The 25494-nt window shown below is 33.5% G+C and carries 23 protein-coding genes and 1 pseudogene; 8 read left to right on the top strand and 16 right to left on the bottom strand.

Translation table 11 applies throughout. The features are described from left to right. Positions 1-127: 127 nt before the first annotated feature. The 6 genes from GQR94_RS21970 to GQR94_RS22795 are packed head-to-tail and all read right to left on the bottom strand — an operon-like array spanning position 128 to position 8488. Positions 128-1045: a polysaccharide lyase family 7 protein gene (locus GQR94_RS21970; RefSeq protein WP_158979260.1), complete on the bottom strand. Its 918-nt coding sequence runs from the start codon at positions 1043-1045 to the stop codon at positions 128-130. A 13-nt stretch (positions 1046-1058) separates the two neighbouring features. After that, on the bottom strand, positions 1059-2810 hold the full coding sequence (locus GQR94_RS21975; RefSeq protein ID WP_158979262.1) for a PKD domain-containing protein: 1752 nt from the start codon (positions 2808-2810) through the stop codon (positions 1059-1061). A gap of 28 nt (positions 2811-2838) precedes the next feature. Next, entirely contained in the window at positions 2839-3813 is a 975-nt protein-coding gene (locus GQR94_RS21980; RefSeq protein WP_158979264.1) for a hypothetical protein, read from the bottom strand. A 19-nt stretch (positions 3814-3832) separates the two neighbouring features. Further along, a complete protein-coding gene (locus GQR94_RS21985; RefSeq protein WP_158979266.1) occupies positions 3833-5377 on the bottom strand; it encodes a RagB/SusD family nutrient uptake outer membrane protein in 1545 nt (514 codons plus the stop codon). Positions 5378-5393: 16 nt separating this feature from the next. Further along, positions 5394-8294 carry a SusC/RagA family TonB-linked outer membrane protein gene (locus GQR94_RS21990; protein WP_370458302.1) on the bottom strand — a complete coding sequence of 967 codons (2901 nt, stop codon included), beginning with the start codon at positions 8292-8294 and terminating at the stop codon, positions 5394-5396. Further along, on the bottom strand, positions 8291-8488 hold the full coding sequence (locus GQR94_RS22795; protein WP_233268550.1) for a carboxypeptidase-like regulatory domain-containing protein: 198 nt from the start codon (positions 8486-8488) through the stop codon (positions 8291-8293). The genes GQR94_RS21990 and GQR94_RS22795 overlap by 4 nt, the downstream gene beginning before the upstream one ends. 722 nt (positions 8489-9210) lie before the next feature. On the opposite strand from GQR94_RS22795, the pseudogene GQR94_RS23015 reads away from it, so the two are divergent. Next, positions 9211-9534: pseudogene (locus GQR94_RS23015) on the top strand (transposase). 26 nt (positions 9535-9560) lie between these two features. Further along, entirely contained in the window at positions 9561-9887 is a 327-nt protein-coding gene (locus GQR94_RS22865; RefSeq protein WP_158979272.1) for a transposase, read from the top strand. Positions 9888-10114: 227 nt separating this feature from the next. Here the strand turns inward: GQR94_RS22865 and GQR94_RS22010 are convergent, their stop codons facing one another. The 3 genes from GQR94_RS22010 to GQR94_RS22020 are packed head-to-tail and all read right to left on the bottom strand — an operon-like array spanning position 10115 to position 15129. Beyond that, positions 10115-10489, bottom strand: coding sequence for a cupin domain-containing protein (locus tag GQR94_RS22010; RefSeq protein ID WP_024481290.1), 375 nt, complete (start codon positions 10487-10489; stop codon positions 10115-10117). Between the two features lie 21 nt (positions 10490-10510). Next, positions 10511-12793, bottom strand: coding sequence for an alginate lyase family protein (locus GQR94_RS22015; RefSeq protein WP_158979274.1), 2283 nt, complete (start codon positions 12791-12793; stop codon positions 10511-10513). 2 nt (positions 12794-12795) lie between these two features. After that, positions 12796-15129 carry a chondroitinase-B domain-containing protein gene (locus tag GQR94_RS22020; protein WP_158979276.1) on the bottom strand — a complete coding sequence of 778 codons (2334 nt, stop codon included), beginning with the start codon at positions 15127-15129 and terminating at the stop codon, positions 12796-12798. Positions 15130-15373: 244 nt separating this feature from the next. Here GQR94_RS22020 and GQR94_RS22025 point away from each other — a divergent pair, with 244 nt between their 5' ends. The 4 genes from GQR94_RS22025 (at position 15374) to GQR94_RS22040 (ending at position 17397) form a co-directional block, all read left to right on the top strand. Then, entirely contained in the window at positions 15374-16006 is a 633-nt protein-coding gene (locus tag GQR94_RS22025) for a Crp/Fnr family transcriptional regulator (protein ID WP_158979279.1), read from the top strand. 159 nt (positions 16007-16165) lie between these two features. After that, positions 16166-16504 (top strand): rhodanese-like domain-containing protein, encoded by a 339-nt coding sequence (locus GQR94_RS22030; RefSeq protein WP_158979281.1) that lies wholly within the window; start codon positions 16166-16168, stop codon positions 16502-16504. A gap of 6 nt (positions 16505-16510) precedes the next feature. Beyond that, entirely contained in the window at positions 16511-16780 is a 270-nt protein-coding gene (locus tag GQR94_RS22035; protein ID WP_158979283.1) for a heavy metal-associated domain-containing protein, read from the top strand. Beyond that, positions 16780-17397, top strand: a complete 618-nt coding sequence (locus tag GQR94_RS22040; protein WP_158979285.1) for a DUF3365 domain-containing protein — start codon at positions 16780-16782, stop codon at positions 17395-17397. Before GQR94_RS22035 ends, GQR94_RS22040 begins: the two co-directional genes overlap by 1 nt. Positions 17398-17452: 55 nt before the next feature. Here the strand turns inward: GQR94_RS22040 and GQR94_RS22045 are convergent, their stop codons facing one another. Genes GQR94_RS22045 through GQR94_RS22055 form a run of 3 tightly spaced genes read right to left on the bottom strand, consistent with a single transcriptional unit; the run spans position 17453 to position 20045 of the window. After that, complete coding sequence (locus tag GQR94_RS22045; RefSeq protein ID WP_158979287.1) at positions 17453-18331, bottom strand: sterol desaturase family protein; 879 nt, start codon at positions 18329-18331, stop codon at positions 17453-17455. 10 nt (positions 18332-18341) lie between these two features. Further along, positions 18342-18824: a monoheme cytochrome C gene (locus GQR94_RS22050; protein WP_158979289.1), complete on the bottom strand. Its 483-nt coding sequence runs from the start codon at positions 18822-18824 to the stop codon at positions 18342-18344. Continuing rightward, entirely contained in the window at positions 18825-20045 is a 1221-nt protein-coding gene (locus tag GQR94_RS22055) for a sulfite oxidase (protein ID WP_158979291.1), read from the bottom strand. 189 nt (positions 20046-20234) lie between these two features. Between GQR94_RS22055 and GQR94_RS22060 the strand changes: the two genes are divergently transcribed. Both GQR94_RS22060 and cydB read left to right on the top strand, forming a co-directional pair. Then, the gene (locus tag GQR94_RS22060; protein WP_158979293.1) at positions 20235-21566 is read left to right on the top strand and encodes a cytochrome ubiquinol oxidase subunit I; all 1332 of its coding nucleotides are present in this window, start codon (positions 20235-20237) and stop codon (positions 21564-21566) included. A gap of 2 nt (positions 21567-21568) precedes the next feature. Further along, a complete protein-coding gene (gene cydB / locus GQR94_RS22065; RefSeq protein ID WP_158979295.1) occupies positions 21569-22645 on the top strand; it encodes a cytochrome d ubiquinol oxidase subunit II in 1077 nt (358 codons plus the stop codon). A gap of 352 nt (positions 22646-22997) precedes the next feature. Here cydB and GQR94_RS22070 read toward each other — a convergent pair whose 3' ends face one another. The 4 genes from GQR94_RS22070 to GQR94_RS22085 all read right to left on the bottom strand — a co-directional run bounded on the left by GQR94_RS22070 (position 22998) and on the right by GQR94_RS22085 (position 25473). Beyond that, entirely contained in the window at positions 22998-23150 is a 153-nt protein-coding gene (locus GQR94_RS22070; protein WP_158979297.1) for a hypothetical protein, read from the bottom strand. Between the two features lie 414 nt (positions 23151-23564). After that, on the bottom strand, positions 23565-24368 hold the full coding sequence (locus GQR94_RS22075) for a sulfite exporter TauE/SafE family protein (RefSeq protein WP_158979299.1): 804 nt from the start codon (positions 24366-24368) through the stop codon (positions 23565-23567). A gap of 27 nt (positions 24369-24395) precedes the next feature. Beyond that, the gene (locus GQR94_RS22080) at positions 24396-24809 is read right to left on the bottom strand and encodes a DsrE family protein (protein WP_158979301.1); all 414 of its coding nucleotides are present in this window, start codon (positions 24807-24809) and stop codon (positions 24396-24398) included. 19 nt (positions 24810-24828) lie between these two features. Next, the gene (locus tag GQR94_RS22085) at positions 24829-25473 is read right to left on the bottom strand and encodes a Tat (twin-arginine translocation) pathway signal sequence containing protein (protein WP_158979303.1); all 645 of its coding nucleotides are present in this window, start codon (positions 25471-25473) and stop codon (positions 24829-24831) included. Between the last annotated feature and the right edge of the window lie 21 nt (positions 25474-25494).

The following is a 25494-nucleotide window of genomic DNA, read 5'->3' on the forward strand; positions in this document are numbered from 1 at the left end:
CAAAAAAAATATTAATAGTTTGTAAACGCATTATATTAAATCCTTTTTTGGAGGATACAAACAAAAAAAATCACTTGTTTAAGTAAAAAACAAGTGATTTTTCAGAACTAACATTACTAGAAGATGTTTAATGGGAAACTTCTAATTCATAATACTTCACCTTAGCGAAAGAATCTTCATCTTTACTTTGAAAATAGTTCCCAGCTTTGAAATAGTTTTCAAAAACATTCCACCTATTTATATCAACACCTTCATAAACGGCATATTCTGAATTATTTAAAATAATTACCATTTTACCTTTTTCAACTTTCACTTCAAGTGTAAATTTTCTAAAACCTACTTCTGTTGGGAAATTGTATCCTTCGTCATCATCCCAAGCTTCATCATATAAAATAGCCGTATTATTGACTGCTTTATTTTTTAAAACTTTCGTCTTTACTCTAATCTTCCCTTTATCCCAATATATTTTTAATATAGGAGGAGCATTGTTATCTTTTGCTCCTATTAATTCTTTCTGTTCATTAGTTAATCTACCATGAATTTGCATTATAATAACTCTATGATATTTTCCATCAGCATCTTTCGTAACCTCTTCTATAGCAAGTTTACCTTTCATTCTCCCACCTTGCTCAAAGGTCCAGTTGGTATTATTATCACCTGGCACCATTTGTTCTCTAAGTTCGGATCTAGTATACTTAGTGTTTGCTGTTTTAGAGTCCGTTGGCATAGCGTGAAAAACTATCGCTCCTTTAACAGAATCTATATACATATAAGGCTTTGCCTCCTCTATACCTGCAAAATTATTAATCTCTGGCGGGCTTATCTCGTAAGGCTTTCCTTCATCATTTAAAGAAGGCAGTGTTACTTTCCAATGGCTTAAATCTATATTAGGAAGTTTAACTTTTTTCTTCTTTTTCTTCTTTTTCTTTTCAATTTTAGAATCCGATTCTGCTACGCTATTTGTCTTTTCCTGACAAATAGCGCTAACAGAAGTAAAAATTACTATTGTTAAAAAGAATAATATGTTTTTTCGGAAGTTTATCATTGAATTATATTAGTTAGGGTGCTGGGTAAACCTTAACATTATCTACATAAGCATCTTTATCTGTTACTGCATAAATAAATATAGCTACTTCACCTACAGAATTAGATCTAAACTGAAGTTTCATTGTTGTGCCACCTGTACAAGAATTGTCAGCAAACTTTCCTTTAGACTCAGTCCCAACATGCGCTACCAAAGCATTACTAGCAACAGCTTCAGCACTATCACTATAATGACCATTTAAGATTGATGCCACTACACTGTTAGTTTCAGCTCCTCCCGTTACTATAGCATATTCGTACTCAAAAATGTAATCTGTATTTGGACTTAATGTAATTGCTTGGTATGCGTATCTAGTATCACCAGCCACAGCTGTACCATCAGTATTAGCACTTTGGCTAGATGACCACTTTGCTCCTCTTGTTTTACTTCCATCATCTGTACCATCATATTCTGCACAAGATCCGTCAGAACTACGTCCAAAAGGATTTGAATTTCCCGTTGTATTAGCTATTTTCCAAGCATCAGACATAGCAGAATCATCTAAATTAAAATCGCCATGAATAATTTCTGGATTAATAGGGCCACTTGCTCCACCAACTGTAACTTCTTTTGTAATAAAAGTTGTTTTATTAAGAAAATTTGTAGTTGTTAATGTAACCATATATGCCATTTCCAAACCATCATCGTTATAACTGTATGTAGGGTTTTCTTCAGTTGAACTACCTATACCATCTCCAAAATCCCAACTATAACTAGTTGCAAGTTCAGAAGCATTTGCAAAAGTAACATCATAATCGCTAGCCACTTCATCAAAAGTAAACTCAGGAACTGAAAGTGGTTCTCTATAAAGATAAATATTATCTACGTTAAGAGTTGCCTCATTACTGGCAGTACCGCTTGTCCCTAATTCCAATGTTATCTCGTCTACTTGAGTAATTCCTTCAGAAGCAAAATCAATATCTAAACCTGTCCAAACGTCATTTATTAAAGTTTGTTCAAAAGTTTTACCTCCCAATGTTATTTTTACTTTATCAACACCTATATCATGAACAGAATGAAGATCTAAGTGAATATAATCCGCAGAAGCACCTGTTCCAAAAACATCTGCAATAACAATAGCAGGATTAAAACTAATAGATGCGGCAACAGTACCATGAAGCTTAGAATACTGAGTTACTTTATTTTTAATATCTCCAACCTCTACTTCATTATACTCTGCATCACCATCTTCAAAATCAGAACCTGATATGGTGTTTGTATAAGGAATAAAAGCACCATCACTTTCAATACCATCACTAAAAATAGCATATACATTTTCATCAAGGATGATTGGCGAATCTGGCGCTGATAATACCGCAGTAATTCCGGGTACGATTGTTACATTAATTGTTTGAACAACATCCGGAAAACCTTCATCAGATTTTGCCGTTACCGTAATTGTATACGTTCCTTCTGCAATATCATTAGGATAATCGTAAGAAGCTGTACCTGCATCTTCAATAATCGTTACTATATCGGATGTACTATTTAGATCTCCAAAATCTACTACATAAGAATCAATTCCTAGACCTTGGGGTCTTATAGTAATTATCGTTCCGTCTCCACTAGCACTAACCGAAGATGTAGGGATTTCTGGAAATGTAATTTCAGTAAGACCTGTACCTGATGTACTTTCTATAGGATCAACGATAGTATCATCATCTTCACATGAGACTATAGCACCTGTTATTAGTAAAGCGAATATTCCTTTTTTTAATAAATTCATAATCTTTGTATATTTATTAATGTTTTTTTTATGGTTTTGGATATACTTTAACGTTGTCTATATATGCGTCCTGATCTGTAGAAGCAAAAAACAATATAGCAACCTCTCCACTAGCATTAGATGTGAATTCCTTTTTAACCGTAGTAAAAACAGTGTTACCTAAGATCTCATCATTTATTTCTTCCGTTAAAGGCGTGCTAGCTAAAGCATCAGAAACCTCATCAAAATAACCATCTAATATTTGTAAAGTAATACTACTCCCTGGTGTAGCAGCAGATTTAAATGAATACTCAAACTCAACGATATACTTAACTGTACGATCAGCTGTTGTTTCAGATACTTTTATTGGTTGGTATGCAAATCTTCTACTTCCTGGGTTATCAAGGTTTGAAGCAGAAGCTGAAAATTTCATACCACCAGTTTTAGCACCAGTATCAACCCCATCAGAATCTAACCAAGATCCATCAGAAGACGTATTAGGCGTGGTAGAACTAAAACCAGTAGTACCAATCTGCCCCCAATCCGTATCAAAAGTTTTGTTTTCAAAATCTCCATTTTCAACCGTTGGATTAATTGCTACAAACACATCTCTTACTTCTACTATTTGCGTTAAAACGCCAGATGCTTCATTTGCATCAAGCGCTGTTAGTGTCACTTCATAATCACCTTCACCAGCATTAAATCTCACAAACGCGACATCCTTATCGGTTGTAGTAGATTCAGTACTACAAACACCATCTACACCATCACATATTACGCCTTCGCCAAAATCCCATACATAATTTGTAGATTCACTGGATTCATTAGTGAAGCTCACTATTCTAAAATTCTCTGGGTTTGGAATGTAACTAAAGTTTGCCTCTGGCAGGGTAAGATCTGCTATAGAACCAGTATCTGGCAAATCAAACTCAAAAGCTTCTTCACAGCTTACCACGAAAATCATCGCTAATACACCTAAAACTAAGCTTATAGCATTTTTTAAAGTATTTAATTTATGTTTCATGTTTTATATTTTTATATTTTTAATAACCAGGATTTTGATTTAAAAGCCCTTTACTTAAATTAATTTCTCTTGATGGAATTGGTAAAAGTAATGCTCTAGCATTATAGCTAGGATACACTGATATATCATCAACATCAGTATCCGCAGAATGAGCTTCTAATACAGCATCAGCAACTCCAAATCTTAACAAATCGAAAAAACGTTGATTTTCAAAAGCTAATTCTACTCTTCGTTCTAATAACAATTCATCTTGAGTTATTACTCCATCAACATCATTAGCTAAACCTGCGCGATTTCTAACAGCATTGAATGAACTTAATGCAGCTGAAGTATTAGCAAAACCAGTACCTGCCATAATTGCTTCTACATGCATCAATAATACATCAGCATAACGTAATACAATCCAATCATTACCTGCAAGACGAGCATTTGTGCCATAAGTTGGTGCGTCAGTATTGGATAAATCCGTTCCATCTGGTAAAAATTTTGCTACTTCTGCAATCTGTGGTATAGGTAGCGCTGTTATAGGATCAATTAAGTCTGCGTCATCACCAAGTGCAACATACGAAGCCGATGTTCTAGTTCCTCCATTTGCATTAAAAGCAGCTACCAAATTAGGATTAACAATATTTAATCCATCTTGTCTCCCTTGATTATTAAAAGACGTAAACTCAGAAGAAAAACCTTGACTTTCATTTGGATTTGCAAACTCATATCGAATAACAAACATAACTTCGCTATTCATTTCATTATAAAATATATCACTAAAATTATCTTGTAAACTAAAAGACCCGCCTGCTATAATATCTTCACATAAATCTTTTGCTCCACTATAGTTAGGTGTTGGTTGCGATAAATACACTTTTGCCAACAACCCTTGTGCTGCTGCTTTTGAAGCTCTAGCTTTATAACTATTATCTAATTTAGCGACAGCCTCCTGTAAATCTGCAACAATTTGCTCGTAAACCACTGATTTAGTAGCTCTTGTAAAAAGCAGTTCGTCTTCATCTGATTCTGCTACAGCAGTTACCAATGGTACACCACCTATAGCATCATTATCGCTCCCATACAATCTAATTAAATTAAAATAAGCATACGCTCTTAAAAATTTAGCTTCAGCTGTATATTTGGCAATGTTTGCTGCATCAGCAGCATCTACATAACTTAAGATACTATTAGCTCTGAAAACAATTTCATACATAGATTGATAATAATCTTCTGATTGTATGTTATTTGCATCTGTTACATATCTGTGAAAATCAGCTCTTGAGCCTTCTAATGTAGCACTTCTTGTATTATCTGAGCGATGCTCGGTTAAAAGATACTCAAACTGAACTCCTCTATTAAAATCTGAGTTATTCGATTCTGTATTTTCATTTACCCCCTGTATGGCATCATAGACACCAATAATTCCAGCCAACACATCATCGTCTGATTGAAAAAATCCATCGGCAGCAATAGCTGTATCAGGCAATGGATTTAAAAACTCATCTGCATCACAAGAAATAAGCATCACTCCTGTTAATGCAACAATTGAATATTTTATATTTTTTAAATATTTCATGATTACTTCTTTTTTATTAAAAATTAAGGTTTAAACCAACTGAGTAAGTACTATACAAAGGCGTACCTGCTCTTTGAGAACCATAAGTTATAGCTGTATTGTTAGAATCTATATATTCTGGATTGAAGCCATGGTAATCATCAGAAGTAATATATATTAAATTCTGTCCTGACACGTATAATCGTAAGGATGATATACCTAATTCTGATGTAAAATCATCTGGTAAGTTATAACCAATATTTACATTACGTAATGAAAAATATCCTGAGCTTTGAACAATATCGTCTGTAAAAATCTTTGCTTGAAGGAATGATACATCTGGAATAGTTCCATTAGCTACTAATGTTTCTGGAGCACCATCTAAAGTGGCTCCGCTAAAGTGGTAGAAATATTGATCACCTACGTTTCTTATTTGCCCTCCTTGGCTTCCTTGTAACATGAAAGAAAAATCTAGATTCCCAAATTTAAATTCGTTGGTAAAACTCCAAACGATATCTGGATAAGGATCTCCTAAAATGGTCTTATCATCATCTGTAATTATACCATCTCCATTTAAATCTTTAACAATAATATCCTCAGCTTGTCCATTAATTCTATTATATGGCGTATCCCAGTATTCTGTTGTTATTTCTGTATCTGCAACGTAACCATAAAAAGAAGATATTGGATTGCCTACTAAGTTTATCCATTGGGTATTTCTATCAAAACCATCAACTCCTAGGTTTCCATTATCGTTACCAAAATCAAGTAATTCGTTTTTGTTGGTCGATGCTATAATGGTTGAGTTCCAAGAAAACTTCTCTGTAGACACGTTTTTGCTTCTCAATTCAAGCTCCCAACCACTATTTTGTACTTTTCCTTTATTTACAATTCCTGCATTAAATCCAGTAACATAAGAAACATCTTGGTTTAATAATAAGTCTTCACTAGTTTTTACATAGTAGTCTAATGAACCTGTTATTCTGTTACCAAAAAATCCAAAATCTACACCAGGATTAAATTGCTCTGAAGCTTCCCATTGTAATAATGCATTGGCAATATTTCTTGGAGAAAATCCTGCAGTAACCTCTCCATCATCAGTAATTGCATTGGCACTCTGTAATAGTGCTAAGTAAGGCCAGGTATTAGTTAAACCGTCTCCTACGTTAAAGTTTTCTGAACCTGTAAGACCATAACTAGCTCTAAACTTTAGATTACTTAAAAAGTCGCTGTTTTGTAAAAAACTTTCTCTAGAGGCATTCCAACCAACAGATACTGCAGGGAAATTACCCCACTTAGAATCTATACCAAAAACCGAACTACCATCTCGTCTAATAGAGGCATTAAATAAGTACTTATTTGCATAAGCATAAGTAACTCTAGCAAAATAACCGATCTTTCTAATGTTAAGATTAATTTCGCCATCTGCTGGCTTAGTAATAGTTGTTGCTCCTTGTAAATTTTTAAGCAAATCATTAGAATATCCTGATCCATTAACAGTGCTAATTTCATCATTTCTCTTTTGAAATGTTGCACCTGCTAATACACCAATTTCATGATTACCAATTTCTTTATTATAAGATAAAGTATTATCTGAAATCAATCTAGTTTTATATCTATTTCTTAACTCATAATCTGCTGGATTTGAATGATGATACTCTGTACCATTCCATCTTGTTCTTTTCTCATCTTCTAAAGTAACACCAAGACTTGTTTTTGCTGTTAACCCATCTAAAATTTCATAAGTTAAATACGTAGAACCTAATATTTTAGTTTTAAACTCATAATGCTCTCTTTCAACATATTGCGCATAAGGGTTTTGATCTCCTGAAGTACGAGGTGTTGTACTAGAACCATCACCATTTACATCTAATTCATCTAAATGATCTTCTCTAAAATAATCTCCAACAGTAACATTTGGATAGGCGTCTCTATCAATAAACTGAAGTGTTTCAGCTGTATGATAAATAGGTAACCATGGTGATTGTCTTATTGGATTATGTATAGAGGTTGGTAAGCTTCTTTGTTTTGAATAAGAAGGTGTAGCACTAATTCCAAATTTAAGTTTATCAGTTAATTTAGAATCTACTTTCAACTTTGCCGAGTACACCTTGTAATCATCTGTTATCACAACACCTTCATCGTGAAGATATCTTAAAGCCATACTAAACTTGGTATCTCTAGTACCACCTCTTGCAGAAAGAGATTGACTTGTAATGAAGCCTCCATTAAAGAAAACATCTTGCCAATCTCTATCTATACCTGTTACCTCTATCAGCTTTAATGCGTAAGCATTACCATTAGAAATGGAACCAGTCTCAGCCTCTTCTAATGCTGCCCAATCGGTAGCACTTCTTCTATAATCATCACTCCCGAAAGCTGATTTATACCCTGTAAATGTGTCATAATTAAATTTTGTTTTTCCTTCTTTTCCTGACTTAGTAGTAATTAGAAGAACCCCATTGGATGCTTCACTACCATAAATCGCAGCAGATGCTGCATCCTTTAAAACCTCAAAAGACTCTACATCATTCATATCTAGAGTTCCAAGAAAGCCAGAATCTACTATTATACCATCAACTACAATGGCTGGGCCTGAAGCTCCAGTTATAGACCCAACACCTCTAATAGTAATAGTAGGAGCTGCTCCTGCTTCAGCATTACTGGATTGGATATTAACACCTGATACTTGACCAACAAGAGCATCATCTACCCTCGCTACTGCTATTTGATCTAAATTCTCGTTTGTCACTTTAGAAATAGCTCCAGTAAGGTGAGATTTTTTTTGAGTACCATACCCCACCACAACAACTTCGTCTAACAAGCTTGCGTCTTCAGTCAGAGATATATTTACAGTTCGCTGGTTAGATATTGTAACTTTCTTATTCCCATAACCTATGGAAGAAAAGCTTATTATATCTCCTTTTTTTACCGTTATTTCATTATTTCATAATTACCGTCAAAATCTGTGGCAGTTCCTCTTGTTGTCTTATCAATAACAACACTAACTCCTGGAATAGGAACATTGTTTGCATCAGAAACAACTCCCTTCAACTGGTAGCTGTCTTGCGCATAGAGCGAAATATTAAGCAATGTTATTGCAATTAATAATAGTTTAGTTTTTAAATTCATTTGTGATTTTGTTACGTTAGTACTATTGAGTTACTTCAATAGGATAGAATCTCCTATAGTATTTGCTTTACGTTATCACAATAATTTCAATAAAGAAGTTATATTAAAAATGCTATTTTTGCAGTAGCAATTTTATTGTAAAGCAATAATTTGTTTTTTAGTTACTTCCCTACGACAAGAAGTGATTCTAATAAGAGGACGAGCCCTATGCTTGTCCTTTTTTTATATTCTTTTTTCTAATAGCATCTTTTTTTTATTTGGTTCATAAATTGAGTTTTGAGTTAAGAAATATTTGGTTACCCAAATTGGTTGACCAATCTGAATAACCAAATATATGTTATTACTTTGTTAAAAAGAAATATAATCGCAAAATTCAACTTACTATAATACTGATTTATTATTATTTAGTTTAAAAATTATGTGAATTGATAATTTGCGAGTCTATTACTCCATAAAGTCCTCACGAATTGTGTTAGTGTCCAATATACTGTGTAAACAAAAAAATAGGCAGGGCTTAAACCCGTAGTAGTCTCTAAGCACAAGAGCAACTCTTTATCAGTTTAAAACATAGGGATCTCTCTTTACACTAAAGGAATGAGTGTTTCTCATATTGAAGATGAGTTACAATATATATTCTTTTAAACACTCTACTTCGGCTATTTCAATTAATATAGACTGCATAAACCAATTCGTTGTAGATGGGCAGAATAGGCCTCTGAGGAATGTGTATTGCGTGGTATGCATGGAATTATATTAAGGTACGACAAGCTGGAAAAGTAGTAAACAAGACTATTTATCTAGCTGTAGATCTTAATCGCAAAGATCACAAAGAACTTAAGGGAATGTGGATTGAGTATAATGAATCTGCTACATTTTAGCAAGGAGCACTTACTGGTATGAAAACTCGTGGTGTAGAAGATATTCCAGGGACTGTCATAGACAACCTTAATGGCTTTGATCAAGCAATCAAAAACGTATTTCCAACAATAGAAACTCAAATCTGTATAGTTCATCAAATACGTAATAGTACACGCTATGTGGTCTGAAAGAATAAAAAAAAATTACTGAGAATATGAAACATATTAAGAACGCATCCAATAAAGCAATGACCAAAACAGAACTAGACCGATTTGCTGAAAAACGGAATAATAATTATCCATACGCCGTTCAATCTTGGCAAAGAAATTCGGGAGAACTTAGGGTATATTTTGACTTCCCCTTAGATATTAGAAAGATTATTTGTACCACTAATCTTATTGAAAATATAAATGGTAAAATTAGAAAGACACCAAAAATAAAATGGCATTCCCAACTGATGGTACCATTAAAAAATCAGTATGGCTGGCATTCATGCAGATTACTAAAAAGTGGATATTTCCAATTAAAAATTGGGGGTTGATACTGAATCTGTTCTTAACTATATTTGAAAAACGGGTCCAACTTTAAAAAAGTTAAACCCGCTGAAAATTTATTTAAACAAAATTATGGATACAGTCTGAATTAAACTAAATAAGTCATTTCAGGTTCCTTATTAATGCAAATTACCATCTGTAGGACGTACTACCAAATGCCTTTAAAAAATAAAACTTTTTTTATCCTCTCTCGTACTGGTTAGGAAATTTTTTCTTATGCCTTATCACTAAAATAAGATACGGCGTCTCCACTTAAAAAATCTTCTCTTACAGGGCTAAAAGTGTCAATCAACTCACCTTCTTCCAAGCAAACTGCACTATGTAATAAATTAGGCTCAATATACACGCCATCTCCGCCTTCTACAATTTGCTTTACGCCATCTATTTCAAATTCAAATTTACCTGAAACACAATAGGTAGCTTGCGTATGAAAATGTTGATGTGGAGCTCCTAATGCTCCTGTTTCAAATTTTACTCTTACCATCATGATTTGATTATCATACCCTAAGAATTTTCTTGAAACTCCTCCTCCAAGAACTTCCCATTCCATGTCTTTTGTAATGACGTATTTTTCACTAGATCTACTCATTTTTTATTTTTTATGATTAATTTATTTGAAATAATAAGGACCTGACCACTCATAATCCTGATCGCTAATTTTTAAGTTATGCTTTGCTTCTTTCGCAGCGTTTGTGTTTGCTGTTATAAACAATTTTGTATTTCCGTTGATGTCTGTTATCTGTATTGCAGTATAACTTTCTGTATCTAAAACTACTTTTAATGCTGTAATAGCACTGTTAGAATTAACTGCAGATTCTGTAACTGGACTATAACTTCCGTGTGCTTCAATGGCAGAAACAAAAAGTGTGTTTTTAGTGTTTTTTCGCCTTAACATTAAAGCAGCTTCGCGTCGCAAATTAAATTCTGGATCGTTTGCACCAATTCTTGTAAAAAGTATTTCGTCATTAACATTTGATACCGTTGTTAAACTATAAAACTTACCTTTATTTAACCAAGAAAATTTAGTGTTCTCCTTTTCAGATTTCGCTGTACCTTCTACATATAAATGTTGATACCCATTTTTGCTTCCCAAAGCTTTTAAGGTTTCCGGCACCTTATATTCGAAATTTGTATTCAATACTTGTCCTAAAAAGTAATACGGAAAATCATACTGATTTGCTTTATTAGAAACTACCTTCATAATATCTAATACATATGGTTTTTCAAAATCTGGATCTTTAATAATTGCCATCGTACGAAGCATTTCAGTTCCCGGATATGCATTTACTTCTTTTGCGCTAGCTACTTGAACATTATCATTTTCTGATGAAAAATAATGCAATACAGAATGGTTTTGACTTCCTATTTCATATTTTCCATTAAAATGAGACATTTCATTTTGTGTCACAGTATTGTGTGCAATCGTTTGTTTGGCCCAAGTTTTATTTTCCTTTAGGTAATTCCCTCCCCCTTTTTGTTCGATATTTACAAAACGTGCTAAACCATAATCTTGAATCACTTCTTCCCCATTTTCATATAATGAATAAGATAACTTATCATAATGACCGTGACTAGAGCCTTGTGCTGCATATTTAAAAACAAGTTCTATATCTTCATTTCTTAAAATACCAACTCCACCTTGTGTGCCCTCTGGTCCATCTGATAAGTTAATTGATTTTTTATCGAATGGTTTTGCTAATCCATTTTTTATACCAAGTGCAACTGCCAAGCCCGAATCATCTAATAATACTTTATTTTGTTTTTCAGCGATACTCAACAATCCCGGATCTTGTGTTCCAAAATAATACGAAATATCTGTCGCCGTAACTAAAGCATCATTATAGTAAGACATTCCTTTTTGACCATCATTTAACGGAAAAAAATCACCATCTGCATCCGATAAATTTAGAAGTGCATTAATTGACTTCAATAACACTCCTTCTTTATACTCAAATATTTTTAATTCTGGCCTAACGTTATGTAATCCTTCCGCAAAAATTAAAAAAGGATACATCGCATAGCGTTGATAATATGGTCCTTCATTATAATAACCATCTGGAGAGAAAGGCTCTTCTATATTCGCTAAAAAACCAGCTTTACCGTCTTTATTTAAAAAGCCCCCATCGTCATCTTTTTCTTTCGTATCTAATTTTAGATCTTTAATTCCGTATAAAGCACGATCAATTAATTCTTGGTCGTTCATTACCAAACCAATCATCCCAACAGCTGCATTTCCCCAAGTACTATGGTTGTGAACTCTTTGGTAAAATTGCGGACTATCTACAGAAATATGATCTGCAAATGGTTTAAATAAATTAGTTTCAAGTTTATTACGTTCTTCTTCAGATAAATAATTGTAGACACAATCATACGCTTGACTCACATAAACCAACCAATTAGCATCATTTAAACATTGCCAAAATAGTTTTCCTCGTGCATAAGATCTAGTTTTTGGATGCAAGGGTAATGTTTTATACATTGCTTCATATTGCATGAGCATGTCTTTTACGTATTTCGCATATTTTTCATCATCCAAAATTTGATATAAAACACCGGCTTTTTGCAATATTATCATATTACTCTTGTGCCTAACATGTGTATAACCCCCTGAATAATCTTCAGGAATTGGCGTATCTATCCCTAAAACAATTTCAGCATCTACCTCCTCCTGAACAGCTTTTAAAGTAGCATCAAAAATTGGAATATTCCCTAATTGTGCCCTAATATCTTTAACCCCTTGCGCTGTTAAAATTAAATTAGGATGTGCTTCTAGTGTAGACGTTGTCTTGTCCTCTTCTTTTGAAACCACTGTTACTTCTTCTTTACAAGAAAACATCATTATAAGAAATACCGCGGGTACGAGTTTTATTGTGATACTTTGTATGAACTTCATAATTAGTTATTGGCAATAATTCCTATTTCTTTTTGGTCTGTTCCTTTCCCTAGTAAGGAGGAGTTTTCTGGTAATTGAAAAGTTCCTTCTTTAAACTTAGAGTCAATATTATAAAGGTTTGCTACATTATATTTTTGGTCTCCCGTGACTTCTATTTCACCTGACTTATAATAATTATTGTTTACTACATTTACAATTGGCTCTCCAACAACTAAATGCATTTTTAAACCATTGGTATTATTAAAATTATTATTCTGAATGTCATTCACTTGAACACCATACAGAGACATCGCGGCATTATATTTATTTTTCTTACCAAAACCTACATTATTAAACACATTGTGGTCTACTTCTAAAAATGGACCGAAAGTACTTTCATCTTTTCCACCTCTGTATAGCCTTAGAGCAGCACCTTCCAAATCTGTAACTGTGTTGTTTTTCATTAGCATATATTCAACATTATACGCTCCAATATCATCAGTTTCCTTATCTAACGCAGCAATGTGTCCAGAAATATTTTTGAATGTTGAATTTTGAATACTAATGGTATCTGCAAAGGTTCCTTTAGACACTCTTAAAACATCAAAAGAATGATTGACCACCATATCTTTAAATTCGCAGTTATCAATAAAAAGTTTATAATTGTCTAGCATGGAATTCTTACTGGTACTGATTACTGAATTACCGGCATAATCTGGAGATTTTGTACCATCAAAAATTATATTTTCCAAAGATAGACTTCCCCCATTTTGAATTTCAAAAGCCATCATGCGTTCAAATAATATGGTTGCTTTTTTTGTTCCTGAGGTTTTAAATGTCAATGGGTGATTAATTTGAACCGCTTTCGTGATTAAATATGTTCCACCTTCTTCTAATGTTATAATATCTCCTGCTTCAGATTCTTTTACAATCTCGTATAAGGTATTAATCCCAGCGTTTACTTTTATTGTTTTTCCTGAGTTTAGAGCAACACCTGTATCTGCTTTAGAATACCAAGTTGTTCCTGTATTTTCTTTAGTTGCTACATTTGGACTGATAGTCACCTTATTCTTAATTTTATCTGACGTAGGAATTAAAAAACCTTGTTCGTTTTTTACTAATGTAATAGCTGCATTCTCAAATCCACTAGAAATACTCGTTTCTCCATTTTCACCTAAAAGATTATCTTTAAATGTAATACCACTTATATCAGCATCAATAGTAAAGATGTCTTTTTTCTTATTATTATAAATGATATTTCCTGAAAACTCAGAAGTTCTTGGGGCTTGACTTCTTTCAGAATCATTTCCGGCTCCAAATAGGATATGATCACAATCTATAAATGTATTGTTGTTTGCTTTGGAATTAATTACAGGCACATAACGATTTGGTGATGAATTTGGAACACCATTCATCATTACAAAAGCTCCTCTAAAACGGTAACCCGTTAAACCAATATGGTAGTTGTTAATTACGGTTTGTGTTTCGTTAATAATACGAACACCTCCAGTGCTTGGTTTCCCGTTTCCAATAAATACATTTCCATCAACCAATGTTTCATTTCCATGACGCATGGTTAAGGTTCCTGTGCACTCAAAAAATGTATTGTATTTAAATGTATTTTGACAAGATTTGTTTGAAATAATTTCATGTTCACCATTAGTTCTATCAAAATAATTAGATGCTACCAACGTGTTCGAATTTTCTAATGCAGTATGACTGGTACCAATACGTAATGTTTCTCCTCCGTTGTTTCCATAAGTTGGACGAGGACCAAAATAGTTGTGATCAATTTTATGATTATTCTGTACACTTTCTTTTGTATCCAATCCAACAATCATAGTAACCCCTAAATTCTTTTTACCTACAATATGATTGTGATCTATACGATTATTTTTTCCATATATAGTAACCCAATAATCCTGTACTTGACGCTCTGGATTATTAAAATTATCAATAACACATTCTGTTAATCTAGAATTATTAGCTATTTCTTCTCTATTTTTTCTAAATGAAATAATCGCATTCGTAGGTGTATAACCGTTTTTAAAAACAAGGCCACTAACAATTAAATGCTCCCCCGCTAACTGAAGATTTGAAGCTCCTTCTAAAATAACCTTCCCTTTATCTTCTACCGTTAAGGTTATTGGTTTTTCCTCAGTTCCTTTTCCTTCAAAAACAAGTTCTGCATCTTTCCATACCCCATTTGCCAATACAATAGAATCTCCTGGTTGTAAATTTTTAACCATTTCATTAAATTCTTCCACATTGTTCGCCATCTCAATTTCTTGAGATTTTGGATTACAAGAAGTGAATACCACCACAAGCAATAGTATTGATAACAGACTATGTTTCATATCGTTAATTTAATTGGTTCACCAAATTGGTTTACCAAATATATGCATATTTACCTATTAAGCAAAAAATATGGCCCGATTGTATTGATTTAATAAAATATTGAAATTAATAGTCCTAAAAGACAAAAAGATTCTTAAATTAATGAATAGCGCATAAAGTTGTTTTTGAGACTTTTATTCTAAACACTACTCCATTATTATTCTTAAATTTGAGATTCATTCTTTTTACTGAATTCTAATACACATGATAAAAGATTTAATTGATAACTACGGAACTATTTTTGAAAGAGAATTAATTGATGAAATTGTTCAAGTAGGCACTTTTAAAGAAGTACCAGAAGGCTTTAAATTAATTGAAATTGGAGAATACATAAAAAGTATGCCTTTATTAATTTCTGGAGCCATAAAAATTCTAAGAGAAGATAAAGACGGAGATGAACTTCTTCTCTATTATTTAGAAAAAGGAGAAACCTGTTCTATGACACTGAGCTGCTGTTTATCGCAATCCATTAGTGAAATTAGAGCCATTGCTGAAACAGATACCAAATTGATTATGGTACCCGTACAAAAAATGGAAGAATGGACTGCGAAATATAAATCATGGCGAAATTTTGTTTTTGAAAGTTATCACAATAGGCTAACCGAACTTTTAACTACTATTGATTCTATAGCTTTTCAGAATATGGATGAACGCTTATTGGGATATTTAAAAGAAAAAGTCAGAATTACAAACGACAGTACCATACATAATACACACCAACAAATAGCTTACGATTTACATAGCTCTAGAGTTGTAATTTCAAGGCTATTAAAAAAATTGGAAGAACTAGGGAAAATAGAATTACACCGTAATTTTATCAAAGCAATTAATTTATAGCTTGTGTAACCTATGTTACTCCCATTTAGCAAAACAACCCTTAATTTTACAGTAATAAATTTGAGCTATTTAGTAGCTCAAAGTTTATTGGTTGGTTGTTTTAATGGAAGTAGTGATGTGGTTGTGACTACTTCCATTTTTTTAAAAAATATATAAATTATGTCATTCTTAAATTTTCTATTCGGAAGTACTAATTCCGACTGTATTAAAACTATTAATTCTACAGATTATAAGGTTGCTATTGCAACTAAAAACATTCAATTAGTAGACGTTAGAACTCCTAATGAATTTTCTAGAGGTGCTATAAAGAAAGCTGTTAATATTGATTTTTTCAATACTACTGTTTTTGAAAATGCTTTTAACAAGTTCAATAAAGAAGCTCCAATGTATATTTACTGTCAATCTGGTATGCGAAGCAGAAAAGCCGCTAATAAGCTTGCAAAAATGGGCTTTACAGATATTATTGATTTAAAAGGTGGCTATATGGCCTATAAATAAAGAACTATGCAAAATTCAATTACCGTTCAGAATTTAAAATGTGGTGGTTGCGCCAATACAATTAAGAACAAAATTTCGGAAATAGAAAATATTTCAAGTATTGAGATCGATATAGAAAATTCTATTATATCATTCTCTACTAAAAATAACGAAGACGTTTTAAGAGTTAAAGATAAGCTCAAAGCCATTGGATACCCATCTATAGATGAAGATAATTCATTTGCTTCAAAAGCAAAATCGTTCGTAAGTTGTGCTACAGGTAAAATCTCATCATAATGAAATTTATAATCCCCTCTTTACTTTTGTTGGTTTTAGTTGGTTGTAAAGATTCAGAAACTAAAACCAACACCACTAGGCAGATTCCTGCGGTTGAAAACGCGACGCAAAAGACTACTCAAAACCAAAAAAATCTGGAAGCTATAGGCTTAGAGTATGCCCATACAACACAACAAGCTTTAGGAAAACAATTGGTAGGCACTATACAGAAAAAAGGAACTTTGGCAGCTTTAAAATTCTGTAATATTCAAGCATATCCAATTACTGATAGTATGGCGTTGAAACATAACGCAATCATCAAAAGAGTCTCTGATAAACCTAGAAACCAAGCGAATAAAGCAAATGCGGCCGAATTGGAATATATTAAATCTTTTAAACAAGATATCGTCAATGGCATTACCCCTATTCCTCTTGTTAAAGAAAATAGGGACGATACGGTTGAATTTTATTATCCAATTATAACCAATGCAATGTGTCTGCAATGTCACGGAACAGAAAAAGAAGTAAATCCAGAAACACTTGCGGTAATTAGAAGCCTTTATCCAAAAGATATGGCTTTAGGCTATGGAACAAATGAAGTACGCGGTATTTGGAGTATCAACTTTAAGGAACAATAATACAATAATAGTAGCTCTAATAAAAAATCCTTTGGTTTTAAAACCAAAGGATTTTTTATTGTTTTTTAGAACCTCTAAAACCTTCCATATTCTGATGTATAAAATCCTTTGGAAACTTATCATCTCCATGAAATCCTAATTCAATTGTACCACTATCTTCTGGGATATAATTTGTTCTAAAGATATAATCCCAAATGCTTAAGCTTATACCAAAGTTTACGCCATAGGTACCTTTGGGTAAATCATATGCATGATGATATAAATGCATTACTGGATTGTTTAAAATATACTTCAAAGGACCCCAAGTTATTTTTATATTAGAATGATTAAAGTGCCCTATTGTTATTGCTATAAAATGCACAATATAAGCTTGTTCTGGCTCAAAGCCACCCAAGATCATCACTCCAAACGTTTTTAAAGGTTTGTATACTATATTTTCCATCCAATGATATCTTAAATGCGCAGCAAAACCCATCTCTTTTACACTATGGTGAACTTTATGAAAATTCCATAAAAATTCATATTTATGAAGCAATGTATGCGTAAACCACTGGACAAAGTCTAAGATGATAAAGAAAATTACCAATTGCGCCCAAGAAGGCCAAGAAGAAAAATCGATTAGTGTAAGACTAGATTCACTAATTCCTAATTGGGAAAAAAACTTTTCTAATAATTTATAAAAACCACTTATTGCAATAACAAAAAGAAAGAAATTGAAAAACATATAGAAACCATCTAACCAAAAATCTTTTCTGAAAATAGACTGATTTTTTCGCCAAGGAAATGCAATTTCTAAACCCCATACTATTAAGGAAATCAAAATTAACCCCCAAAAATAATTAGTATACCAAGGCACTTCAAAAATGATGGATTTCCAAGTCCAATTCACGGCGCCCATAAACGCATTTATAAAAACATCAACATATTCTTTCATTCTAATCGCTCTATTCTTCTAGTTTATACCAATCTATATTTGTTAAATTAGCTCTACGTCCTATTTGATTAGGCGCATAGTTGGTACTTAAATAATTTAAAATAGGTTCTTCATTTACTCCTAAATCCCATAAATTCTGAGTTTCTTGCATCCATCGAATTGTTGCCAACCATTTTTCTTTCGACATTCTATTTTGTGTCACTAATTTAGCCGAATGACAACTGGTACAATTTTGCACTACCAACATCAAACCTTCACCTTCTACAAAACCTGTTCGCACATGAATGCCATTTTCTATCTTGTCTAAATCTTCTTCATTGACGGGTATCTCAACATAATCAGGAGATATAACTGGAGCATTGGTCGTAGTTGTAGCCGCATCCTTAATTGTAAAAAACAGAATTACAAGTACGCCTATAAAACCTATCAGTAGAATTGCTAATACTTTATGAATACCCTTAACACTTTGTTTAAATTTTTCCTCTACTCCCATTTAAACAACTTTTACGGCAATTCTATGACATGCATTATTTAAATAGCCTTTCGGATTCCACCCTGGAACAAGCATGGGTTGTGAGTGACCATTACTATCGGTTGCTTTTGCCCAAACTTCATAATATCCTTTTTTCGGAAATTTTATTTTAGCGGAAAAATGCTGCCATGCAAATCGGTTTACTTCCTTTTCTAAGGAAGACGTGTTCCATGTACTTCCAAAATCGATAGAATATTCAACTTTAGAAACATTTAATTCACCCGCCCAAGCATGACCTCTAATTTCTAAACTTTTAGCTATGCCAAAAGTAGCTCCAGATTTAGGATAAGTTACCAAAGATTTTACGGGCATAGATTCTATAATACGCATATCTTCTTCTTTTACCTCCACTCCTGGTGCCACAGGATTTTTTGGCACTTTATATGACATTCCTGTCATTTTCTCTCCGTCATGTATTATATTCCGAACACTAATTCTATTCAACCATTTTCCCGAAGCAGAAGCAGGATATCCACCAGCTATAAGTCGCAAAGGATATCCATGAGCTACCGGAATATCTTCACCATTCATTTGAAAAGCCAAGATAGTTTCCTCTTGTAAAGCTTTTGCGATGGGCACTCCACGTGAAATAGGTTCTTTACTAGGGTCACCACTCAAATGGGTATCTGCGGCATGGTATCCAATATATACTGCGTCAGATTTTACACCTACCTCAGCCAAAATATCTTTTAAACGAATTCCCGTCCATTTCGCAGAAGAAACTGCTCCGATAGTCCACTGATTGCCTTTCGCTGGCGGGTTAAACTCGCTTCTCCCATTTCCTCCACACTCTAAGGTAAGCTGATAGGTATAGTGCTTAAATTTAGTTTTGAGCTCACTTAAGGTATATGTTTTCTTTTGGTTGATGGATTCTCCATCAAAAGTTAATGTCCATGTATTTACATCTATGGCTTCCGGAATTTTTCCATTATTCCGAATAAACATCGCAGTGTTCGGTGTAACCTTATCATCTAATACATGCGCCTGTGCTTCTATGTTCCATGGTTTATCATTTAGCACAAGCATATCCTTATTTAATTTAAACAACTTAAAAGGATCTGTTTCTTGTATTTCTAAAGGGGTGTAATTATCTGGAAGCAAATTTCCAAAGACAATATCCATTCCTAAAATCCCTGTCAAGGTTGCTAAAGATGACCTACTAATAAACTTTCTTCTTTCCATGGTAACACATCAAACTTTAAGCTTCTAAAAATACTGAATTCTAAGGAAGAATTTGGTAACAAAAGTTACAGAAGATAATAGAATCTATAAATACGTTAAATAAAATAATTATGTAACTAATGTTACCTTATAAAAACACTTTCATGGTTATTTTTGTAGCATCATACGCCATCTTTAAAATTATAGTTTATGGAAGACATGCTTTTCTACGATAGAATTCAATTTGCCTTTACAATTACTTTTCATTATTTATTCCCACAATTAACCATGGGATTATCACTCCTTATTGTGTATTACAAAGGAAAATTTCTATATAACAAGATAGAAATGTATAATGATGCTGCTAAATTTTGGATGAAGATCTTTGCCTTAAATTTTGCAATGGGAGTGGTTACCGGAATACCTATGGAGTTTCAATTTGGAACCAATTGGGCTAAATTCTCTGAACTTACCGGAGGTATTATTGGGCAAACACTTGCCATGGAAGGAATGTTCTCTTTCTTTTTAGAATCTTCATTCTTAGGCTTATTTATTTTTGGAGAAAAATTATTAGGTCACAAACTACATTTTGTAACAGGATTTCTAGTGTTCTTGGGCTCTTGGGCCAGTGGATATCTAATTATCGCTACACATTCATGGATGCAACACCCCGTTGGTTTTGAAATTTTAGAAAACGGAAAATTTGTGTTGACTAATTTTGGTGCATTATTTTCCAACCCGTGGTTGCTCCCTTCCTATTTTCACAATCAATTAGCTTCTCTAGTTACCGCTTCATTTGTAGTTGCGGCTATTGGTGCCTTTTATTTATTAAATGATAAACATCATGCTTTTGGTAAGCTATTTGTCAAAACTGGAGTAATTTTCGGTTTTATTTCTAGTGTTTTAGTTGCTGTACCTACAGGAGATTTAGCTGCAAAAAATGTGGTGAAATATCAACCTGCAACTTTCGCTGCAATGGAAGGTATTTTTGAAACCGAAGAAGGAGGCTCTGAAATTGTTTTAATTGGTCAACCTAATATTGTGGAGAAAAAATTAGACAACAAAATTGCAGTACCTAACATCTTGAGTTTTCTTACCTACCAAAAGTGGGATGCGCAAATAAAAGGGTTAAATGAATTTGATGAATCTGTACACCCAACCAACATACCGGGTCTTTATTATGCCTATCATATCATGGTAGGTTTAGGTACAATTTTTATTGGATTATTGTTTTTTGCTATTGTTCAATTAATTAGAAAGAGATTATACAAAACAAAATGGATTCTCTGGTCCTTGGTCTTTCTTCTACCGTTCCCCTATATTGCCAATACTATGGGTTGGTATACCGCAGAATTAGGGAGACAACCGTGGTTGGTGTTTAACTTACTTAGAACAAGCGCTGGAGCTTCTCCAACCGTCTCTGCAGGAAACACACTCTTTACACTTTTAGGATTTGTAGGCCTATATCTATTACTTGGACTACTATTTTTAATTTTGGCTGGTAAAATAATTAATAAAGGACCTCAACTTATAAAACACTAATTATGGAATTATTTTGGTATATCGTTTTAATGACCATGCTTGCTGTTTATGTTATCCTAGATGGATATGATTTTGGAGCTGGTATTGTCCATTTGTTCTTTGCTAAAACAGAGAAAGACAAAAAAGCAATTACAAATTCTATTGGTCCTTTTTGGGATGCTAATGAAGTGTGGCTAATTGCCACTGGAGGTGTTTTATTCTTTGCCTTCCCTACGCTATACGCCTCTTCTTTTAGCGGATTTTACTTGCCGCTAATTATGATTTTATGGTTATTAATTTTTAGAGCAATAGGATTAGAACTCAGAGGACAGGTACATAATGCCATGTGGGAAGCTATTTGGGATAAAGCCTTTGGAATAGCTAGTCTACTTTTAGCTTTATTTTTTGGGGTTGCTCTAGGAAATATTGTTCGTGGTGTTAACTTGGGTATTGTTACGGAAGGTGTTTCAACACAAGAAGCACATTACTTTTTTCTGCCGCTATGGAATCCTACATTTAGCCCACAAGCAGAGCATTTAGGAATCCTTGATTGGTTTACAGTCTTATTAGGTATAATCGGTGTAGTTTCCTTAACCATTCACGGGGCAAATTGGATCGTTTTCAAAACGAATTCTGATCTTAATGAAAAATTAAAAACGGTTATTTTTAGGCTGAATTTTGTATTGCTTGCTTTGGTCATTATCTCCTTATCTGTTTGGCATGTTATAGAACCAAAACCTTTTCAAAATTTCTTAAAAATTCCTTGGCTATGGATTTTCCCTCTGCTCACTTTTGTTGGATTGTTTGGGCTATTTAATGTCAAAAAATTTAAAAAAGATGGATTAGGATTTTTATTTTCTACCATATTCTTATTTGGAGGATTAACCACAACGGTAGCTTCAATTTTCCCAAAAGTATTGCCATCAACGAATGATATAAACCCTAGTTTAACCATTTACAACGTCGCTGCGCACGAATATGGTCTTTCGGTAGGTGTTTATTGGTTTGTTATTGCAATCGTGCTTGTAGCCATCTATATGGTGATCCAATACAAAGTTTTTAAAGGTAAAATGGATGATGTGGGTTACGGGGAGCATTAAGGAGCTAAAAAAAATGTCTTAAAATTGTTATTTAAACGCCCCGATCTAAATTCATTATCGGGGGTTTCGTTCGTAGGTCCTAATAATTATAAATAAAACCTTTTGAAGCGGGTTTCTAGTCTTCAGAATAGCCATAAGTTTAATTATTCGTAGGCTACTTTTTTAGATTTTTCAGCAACTATAAAAGCTATCTTTTTTTGATTTCATTAAAAAATCATACCAATCGGCGTACTTCCTGAATTAAACGTAATCTTGAATACAATCCGTTTTAAACCATACCTCAACGTGTATTATGCTTTTTTAAATTTCTTCGAATCCTTAATGTATAATCATCCTTAATTTTGGCTGATAATTATAATTGTCCGTCTACTTGTAATTCTTCAATTTTTGCTAACATTTTAGTGCTTTCATATCGTAGTGGATGAAAGTACGAAGCATAGCTTGGCAACGCATCTTGTTTCGTGATGTATTGCGCACAAAGTTCTCCTGCCGCACAGGCAGACATCGTACCATAACCTGCAAGAGCACCTACTACAATGGAATCTGCTTCTTCGAGTCCCCCCTAAAAGATTTTTCAATTTAGGTACTATCGCGACAGAAGTACCATAGGCACCATCACTATGAAACCAAAGATCATGCGTTTGTGCTATGGCGATTTGTTTTAGCTCATCAAGAATGATTTGGTTTAAAAATTTCAATATTCATTTTATTATTGGAATCAGTAGGGATACATCCTTCAGATTTGGAACCATGAGCAAAAAGTATGGCGGCTTTTTTGACTCATGTATGCGTTGATTTAAAACAATAAGTCTTCAACTTTGATTGACTGGTAAGTCCCTTTTCTTTAATCTTTGCAGGGCTTTTGGTTGTTCTCACTGCCAAAAATTCTGTAAAATTAGCCATGGTTACTAAATTAGATTTATGAACGATAAAACTCTTTCCATAGTACACCAACAGACATTACTAATACCATCCATCCAAAATATCTTTTAAGTTTTTCACCTTTCACAAAACTGGATAGATAAATCCCTAAGAATATTCCTAAAATTGATACCGTTGTAAATGGTATAAGAAAAGTCCAGTTTATGTTTAAATTACTTACATCTCCTAAAAATCCAATCAATGATTTTATGGCTATGATAAATAAAGAAGTTGCTACGGCTTTTTTCATTGGTATTTTTAATAAAAAAACCAATACGGGAATGATTAAAAAGCCACCTCCTATACCAATGATACCTGTGACCAAACCAATAGAAAAACCCGTTACTACTATTTTTATATAATTATTGTCTCGAGGTTTTTTATCGTGAAGTATTACCGTATTTCTTTGTAACATTAAAACAGACGATAAAAGCATAACCACAGCAAAAAATAGCATAAGGGCCATATCTTTGGTCACAACAATCTCATGAAGCGTAACTACCTCTACCGGAATTATTGCTAAAATATATTTACGAGCAAAATATACCGCTACAATAGCTGGGATAGCAAATACAACCGCTGTTTTATACGCCACAAGTCCTCTTTTTAAATTTTTTAAGACACCGACAGAAGCAGAAATACCTACCACAAATAAAGAATACGCAGTTGTTATAGTAGGACTTATATGAAACAAATAGGTTAAAATAGGGATCGTGAAAATAGAACCACCACCCCCCATTGCCCCTAATATTAAACCAACCAATAAAGCGCCTAAATAACCGAAAAAATGAGTGATATCCATTTCGTGTGCTATAGCTTAAAATAGTAATTAGTTAGCTTCTTTGATGTAACCCCATCCACTATTTTGCTTCTCAATAATTTCCAGGATTCCATCTGGGACTGCCCTAACTCCTGAAATTATATCGGCAGCAATTATTTTATGCCGGTTTAAAGATGCCTGGCATACGACTAAATCTACATTCTTAATTGTTGCTAACGCTGTCATTTGTTCAAAAACTAAAGAGGTATTGGCAACTACCATATCATAGGCACCACTATACATAACCAGCTCAAACATGGAGTCTGGATAAGCAGTTGCCATCATCTTAACATGTTTAACTGCTGCTTCTTGAACATTGGCATCGCTACTTGTAATATCAAAAACAATTTTCACAGGTTGTTCTTGAGCAAAAGTTAGGGTGCAAAATAGGCACGCCATTAAAAATATTATAATTGTTTTCATAAGTATTGTATCTAAATTATTATTCTCCTGCAAAAATATATCCGCAGCCATTTTCTTGTGCTCTGCCTAATGCCCATACACCAGAAGGTACTATTTGTATTCCTGGCTGAACAGCAGCAATCCATTCCTTATAAACTTCAGAAGCATCTAAACTCATTTTTTGAGCCAAAACTCCGCTATATACAGATATGGCAAGATTACATACGCAAAATAATGCACCACGTCCCTGCAAATCTTTTATACCTTGTATTACCGGCATTGGAAAATCGCCTTCTTGAGGTTCATAATATAGATTTCGTAATGCCGGTTTTTTAGTGGAATTATCCGTTATATTAAATACCTCCCCTAGCTTATACTTTTTCCATAATGCAGAATTTAGCGCAAATGGGATCGCATCATGTCTCAATACGGTCATCGCCGTAATGTCATCGTCGGTAGAGCCTGTCTCATTGTTAGATAAATAAAAAGCCCAGTTCCAAATAACAGGGAATCCTGCATGTGGTTTAGAGCCATCATAGACAATACGGTGTGTTCCTTTAATTTTTTTAAACCACTCGTCTGCTTCTTCCATTTTTTCTTCATCAAAAGAAGGTAGTTTGGCATACATCGTATTGGTAAATAATGATAGCGTGCTTGCCGTAGCACCAAGCATCATTGCACCCATAAAACTTCTTCTTGATTTTGT

It is taken from the genome of Cellulophaga sp. L1A9 (assembly GCF_009797025.1).
Classification (GTDB): domain Bacteria; phylum Bacteroidota; class Bacteroidia; order Flavobacteriales; family Flavobacteriaceae; genus Cellulophaga.

Excerpts from the sequence above, each read along its gene's own strand:
- GQR94_RS21970 (WP_158979260.1), bottom strand. The coding sequence starts at position 1,045 with ATGATAAACTTCCGAAAAAACATATTATTCTTTTTAACAATAGTAATT.
- GQR94_RS21975 (WP_158979262.1), bottom strand. The coding sequence starts at position 2,810 with ATGAATTTATTAAAAAAAGGAATATTCGCTTTACTAATAACAGGTGCT.
- GQR94_RS21980 (WP_158979264.1), bottom strand. The coding sequence starts at position 3,813 with ATGAAACATAAATTAAATACTTTAAAAAATGCTATAAGCTTAGTTTTA.
- GQR94_RS21985 (WP_158979266.1), bottom strand. The coding sequence starts at position 5,377 with ATGAAATATTTAAAAAATATAAAATATTCAATTGTTGCATTAACAGGA.
- GQR94_RS22795 (WP_233268550.1), bottom strand. The coding sequence starts at position 8,488 with ATGAATTTAAAAACTAAACTATTATTAATTGCAATAACATTGCTTAAT.
- GQR94_RS22865 (WP_158979272.1), top strand. The coding sequence starts at position 9,561 with ATGAAACATATTAAGAACGCATCCAATAAAGCAATGACCAAAACAGAA.
- GQR94_RS22010 (WP_024481290.1), bottom strand. The coding sequence starts at position 10,489 with ATGAGTAGATCTAGTGAAAAATACGTCATTACAAAAGACATGGAATGG.
- GQR94_RS22015 (WP_158979274.1), bottom strand. The coding sequence starts at position 12,793 with ATGAAGTTCATACAAAGTATCACAATAAAACTCGTACCCGCGGTATTT.
- GQR94_RS22020 (WP_158979276.1), bottom strand. The coding sequence starts at position 15,129 with ATGAAACATAGTCTGTTATCAATACTATTGCTTGTGGTGGTATTCACT.
- GQR94_RS22025 (WP_158979279.1), top strand. The coding sequence starts at position 15,374 with ATGATAAAAGATTTAATTGATAACTACGGAACTATTTTTGAAAGAGAA.
- GQR94_RS22030 (WP_158979281.1), top strand. The coding sequence starts at position 16,166 with ATGTCATTCTTAAATTTTCTATTCGGAAGTACTAATTCCGACTGTATT.
- GQR94_RS22035 (WP_158979283.1), top strand. The coding sequence starts at position 16,511 with ATGCAAAATTCAATTACCGTTCAGAATTTAAAATGTGGTGGTTGCGCC.
- GQR94_RS22040 (WP_158979285.1), top strand. The coding sequence starts at position 16,780 with ATGAAATTTATAATCCCCTCTTTACTTTTGTTGGTTTTAGTTGGTTGT.
- GQR94_RS22045 (WP_158979287.1), bottom strand. The coding sequence starts at position 18,331 with ATGAAAGAATATGTTGATGTTTTTATAAATGCGTTTATGGGCGCCGTG.
- GQR94_RS22050 (WP_158979289.1), bottom strand. The coding sequence starts at position 18,824 with ATGGGAGTAGAGGAAAAATTTAAACAAAGTGTTAAGGGTATTCATAAA.
- GQR94_RS22055 (WP_158979291.1), bottom strand. The coding sequence starts at position 20,045 with ATGGAAAGAAGAAAGTTTATTAGTAGGTCATCTTTAGCAACCTTGACA.
- GQR94_RS22060 (WP_158979293.1), top strand. The coding sequence starts at position 20,235 with ATGGAAGACATGCTTTTCTACGATAGAATTCAATTTGCCTTTACAATT.
- cydB (WP_158979295.1), top strand. The coding sequence starts at position 21,569 with ATGGAATTATTTTGGTATATCGTTTTAATGACCATGCTTGCTGTTTAT.
- GQR94_RS22070 (WP_158979297.1), bottom strand. The coding sequence starts at position 23,150 with ATGTCTGCCTGTGCGGCAGGAGAACTTTGTGCGCAATACATCACGAAA.
- GQR94_RS22075 (WP_158979299.1), bottom strand. The coding sequence starts at position 24,368 with ATGGATATCACTCATTTTTTCGGTTATTTAGGCGCTTTATTGGTTGGT.
- GQR94_RS22080 (WP_158979301.1), bottom strand. The coding sequence starts at position 24,809 with ATGAAAACAATTATAATATTTTTAATGGCGTGCCTATTTTGCACCCTA.
- GQR94_RS22085 (WP_158979303.1), bottom strand. The coding sequence starts at position 25,473 with ATGGGTGCAATGATGCTTGGTGCTACGGCAAGCACGCTATCATTATTT.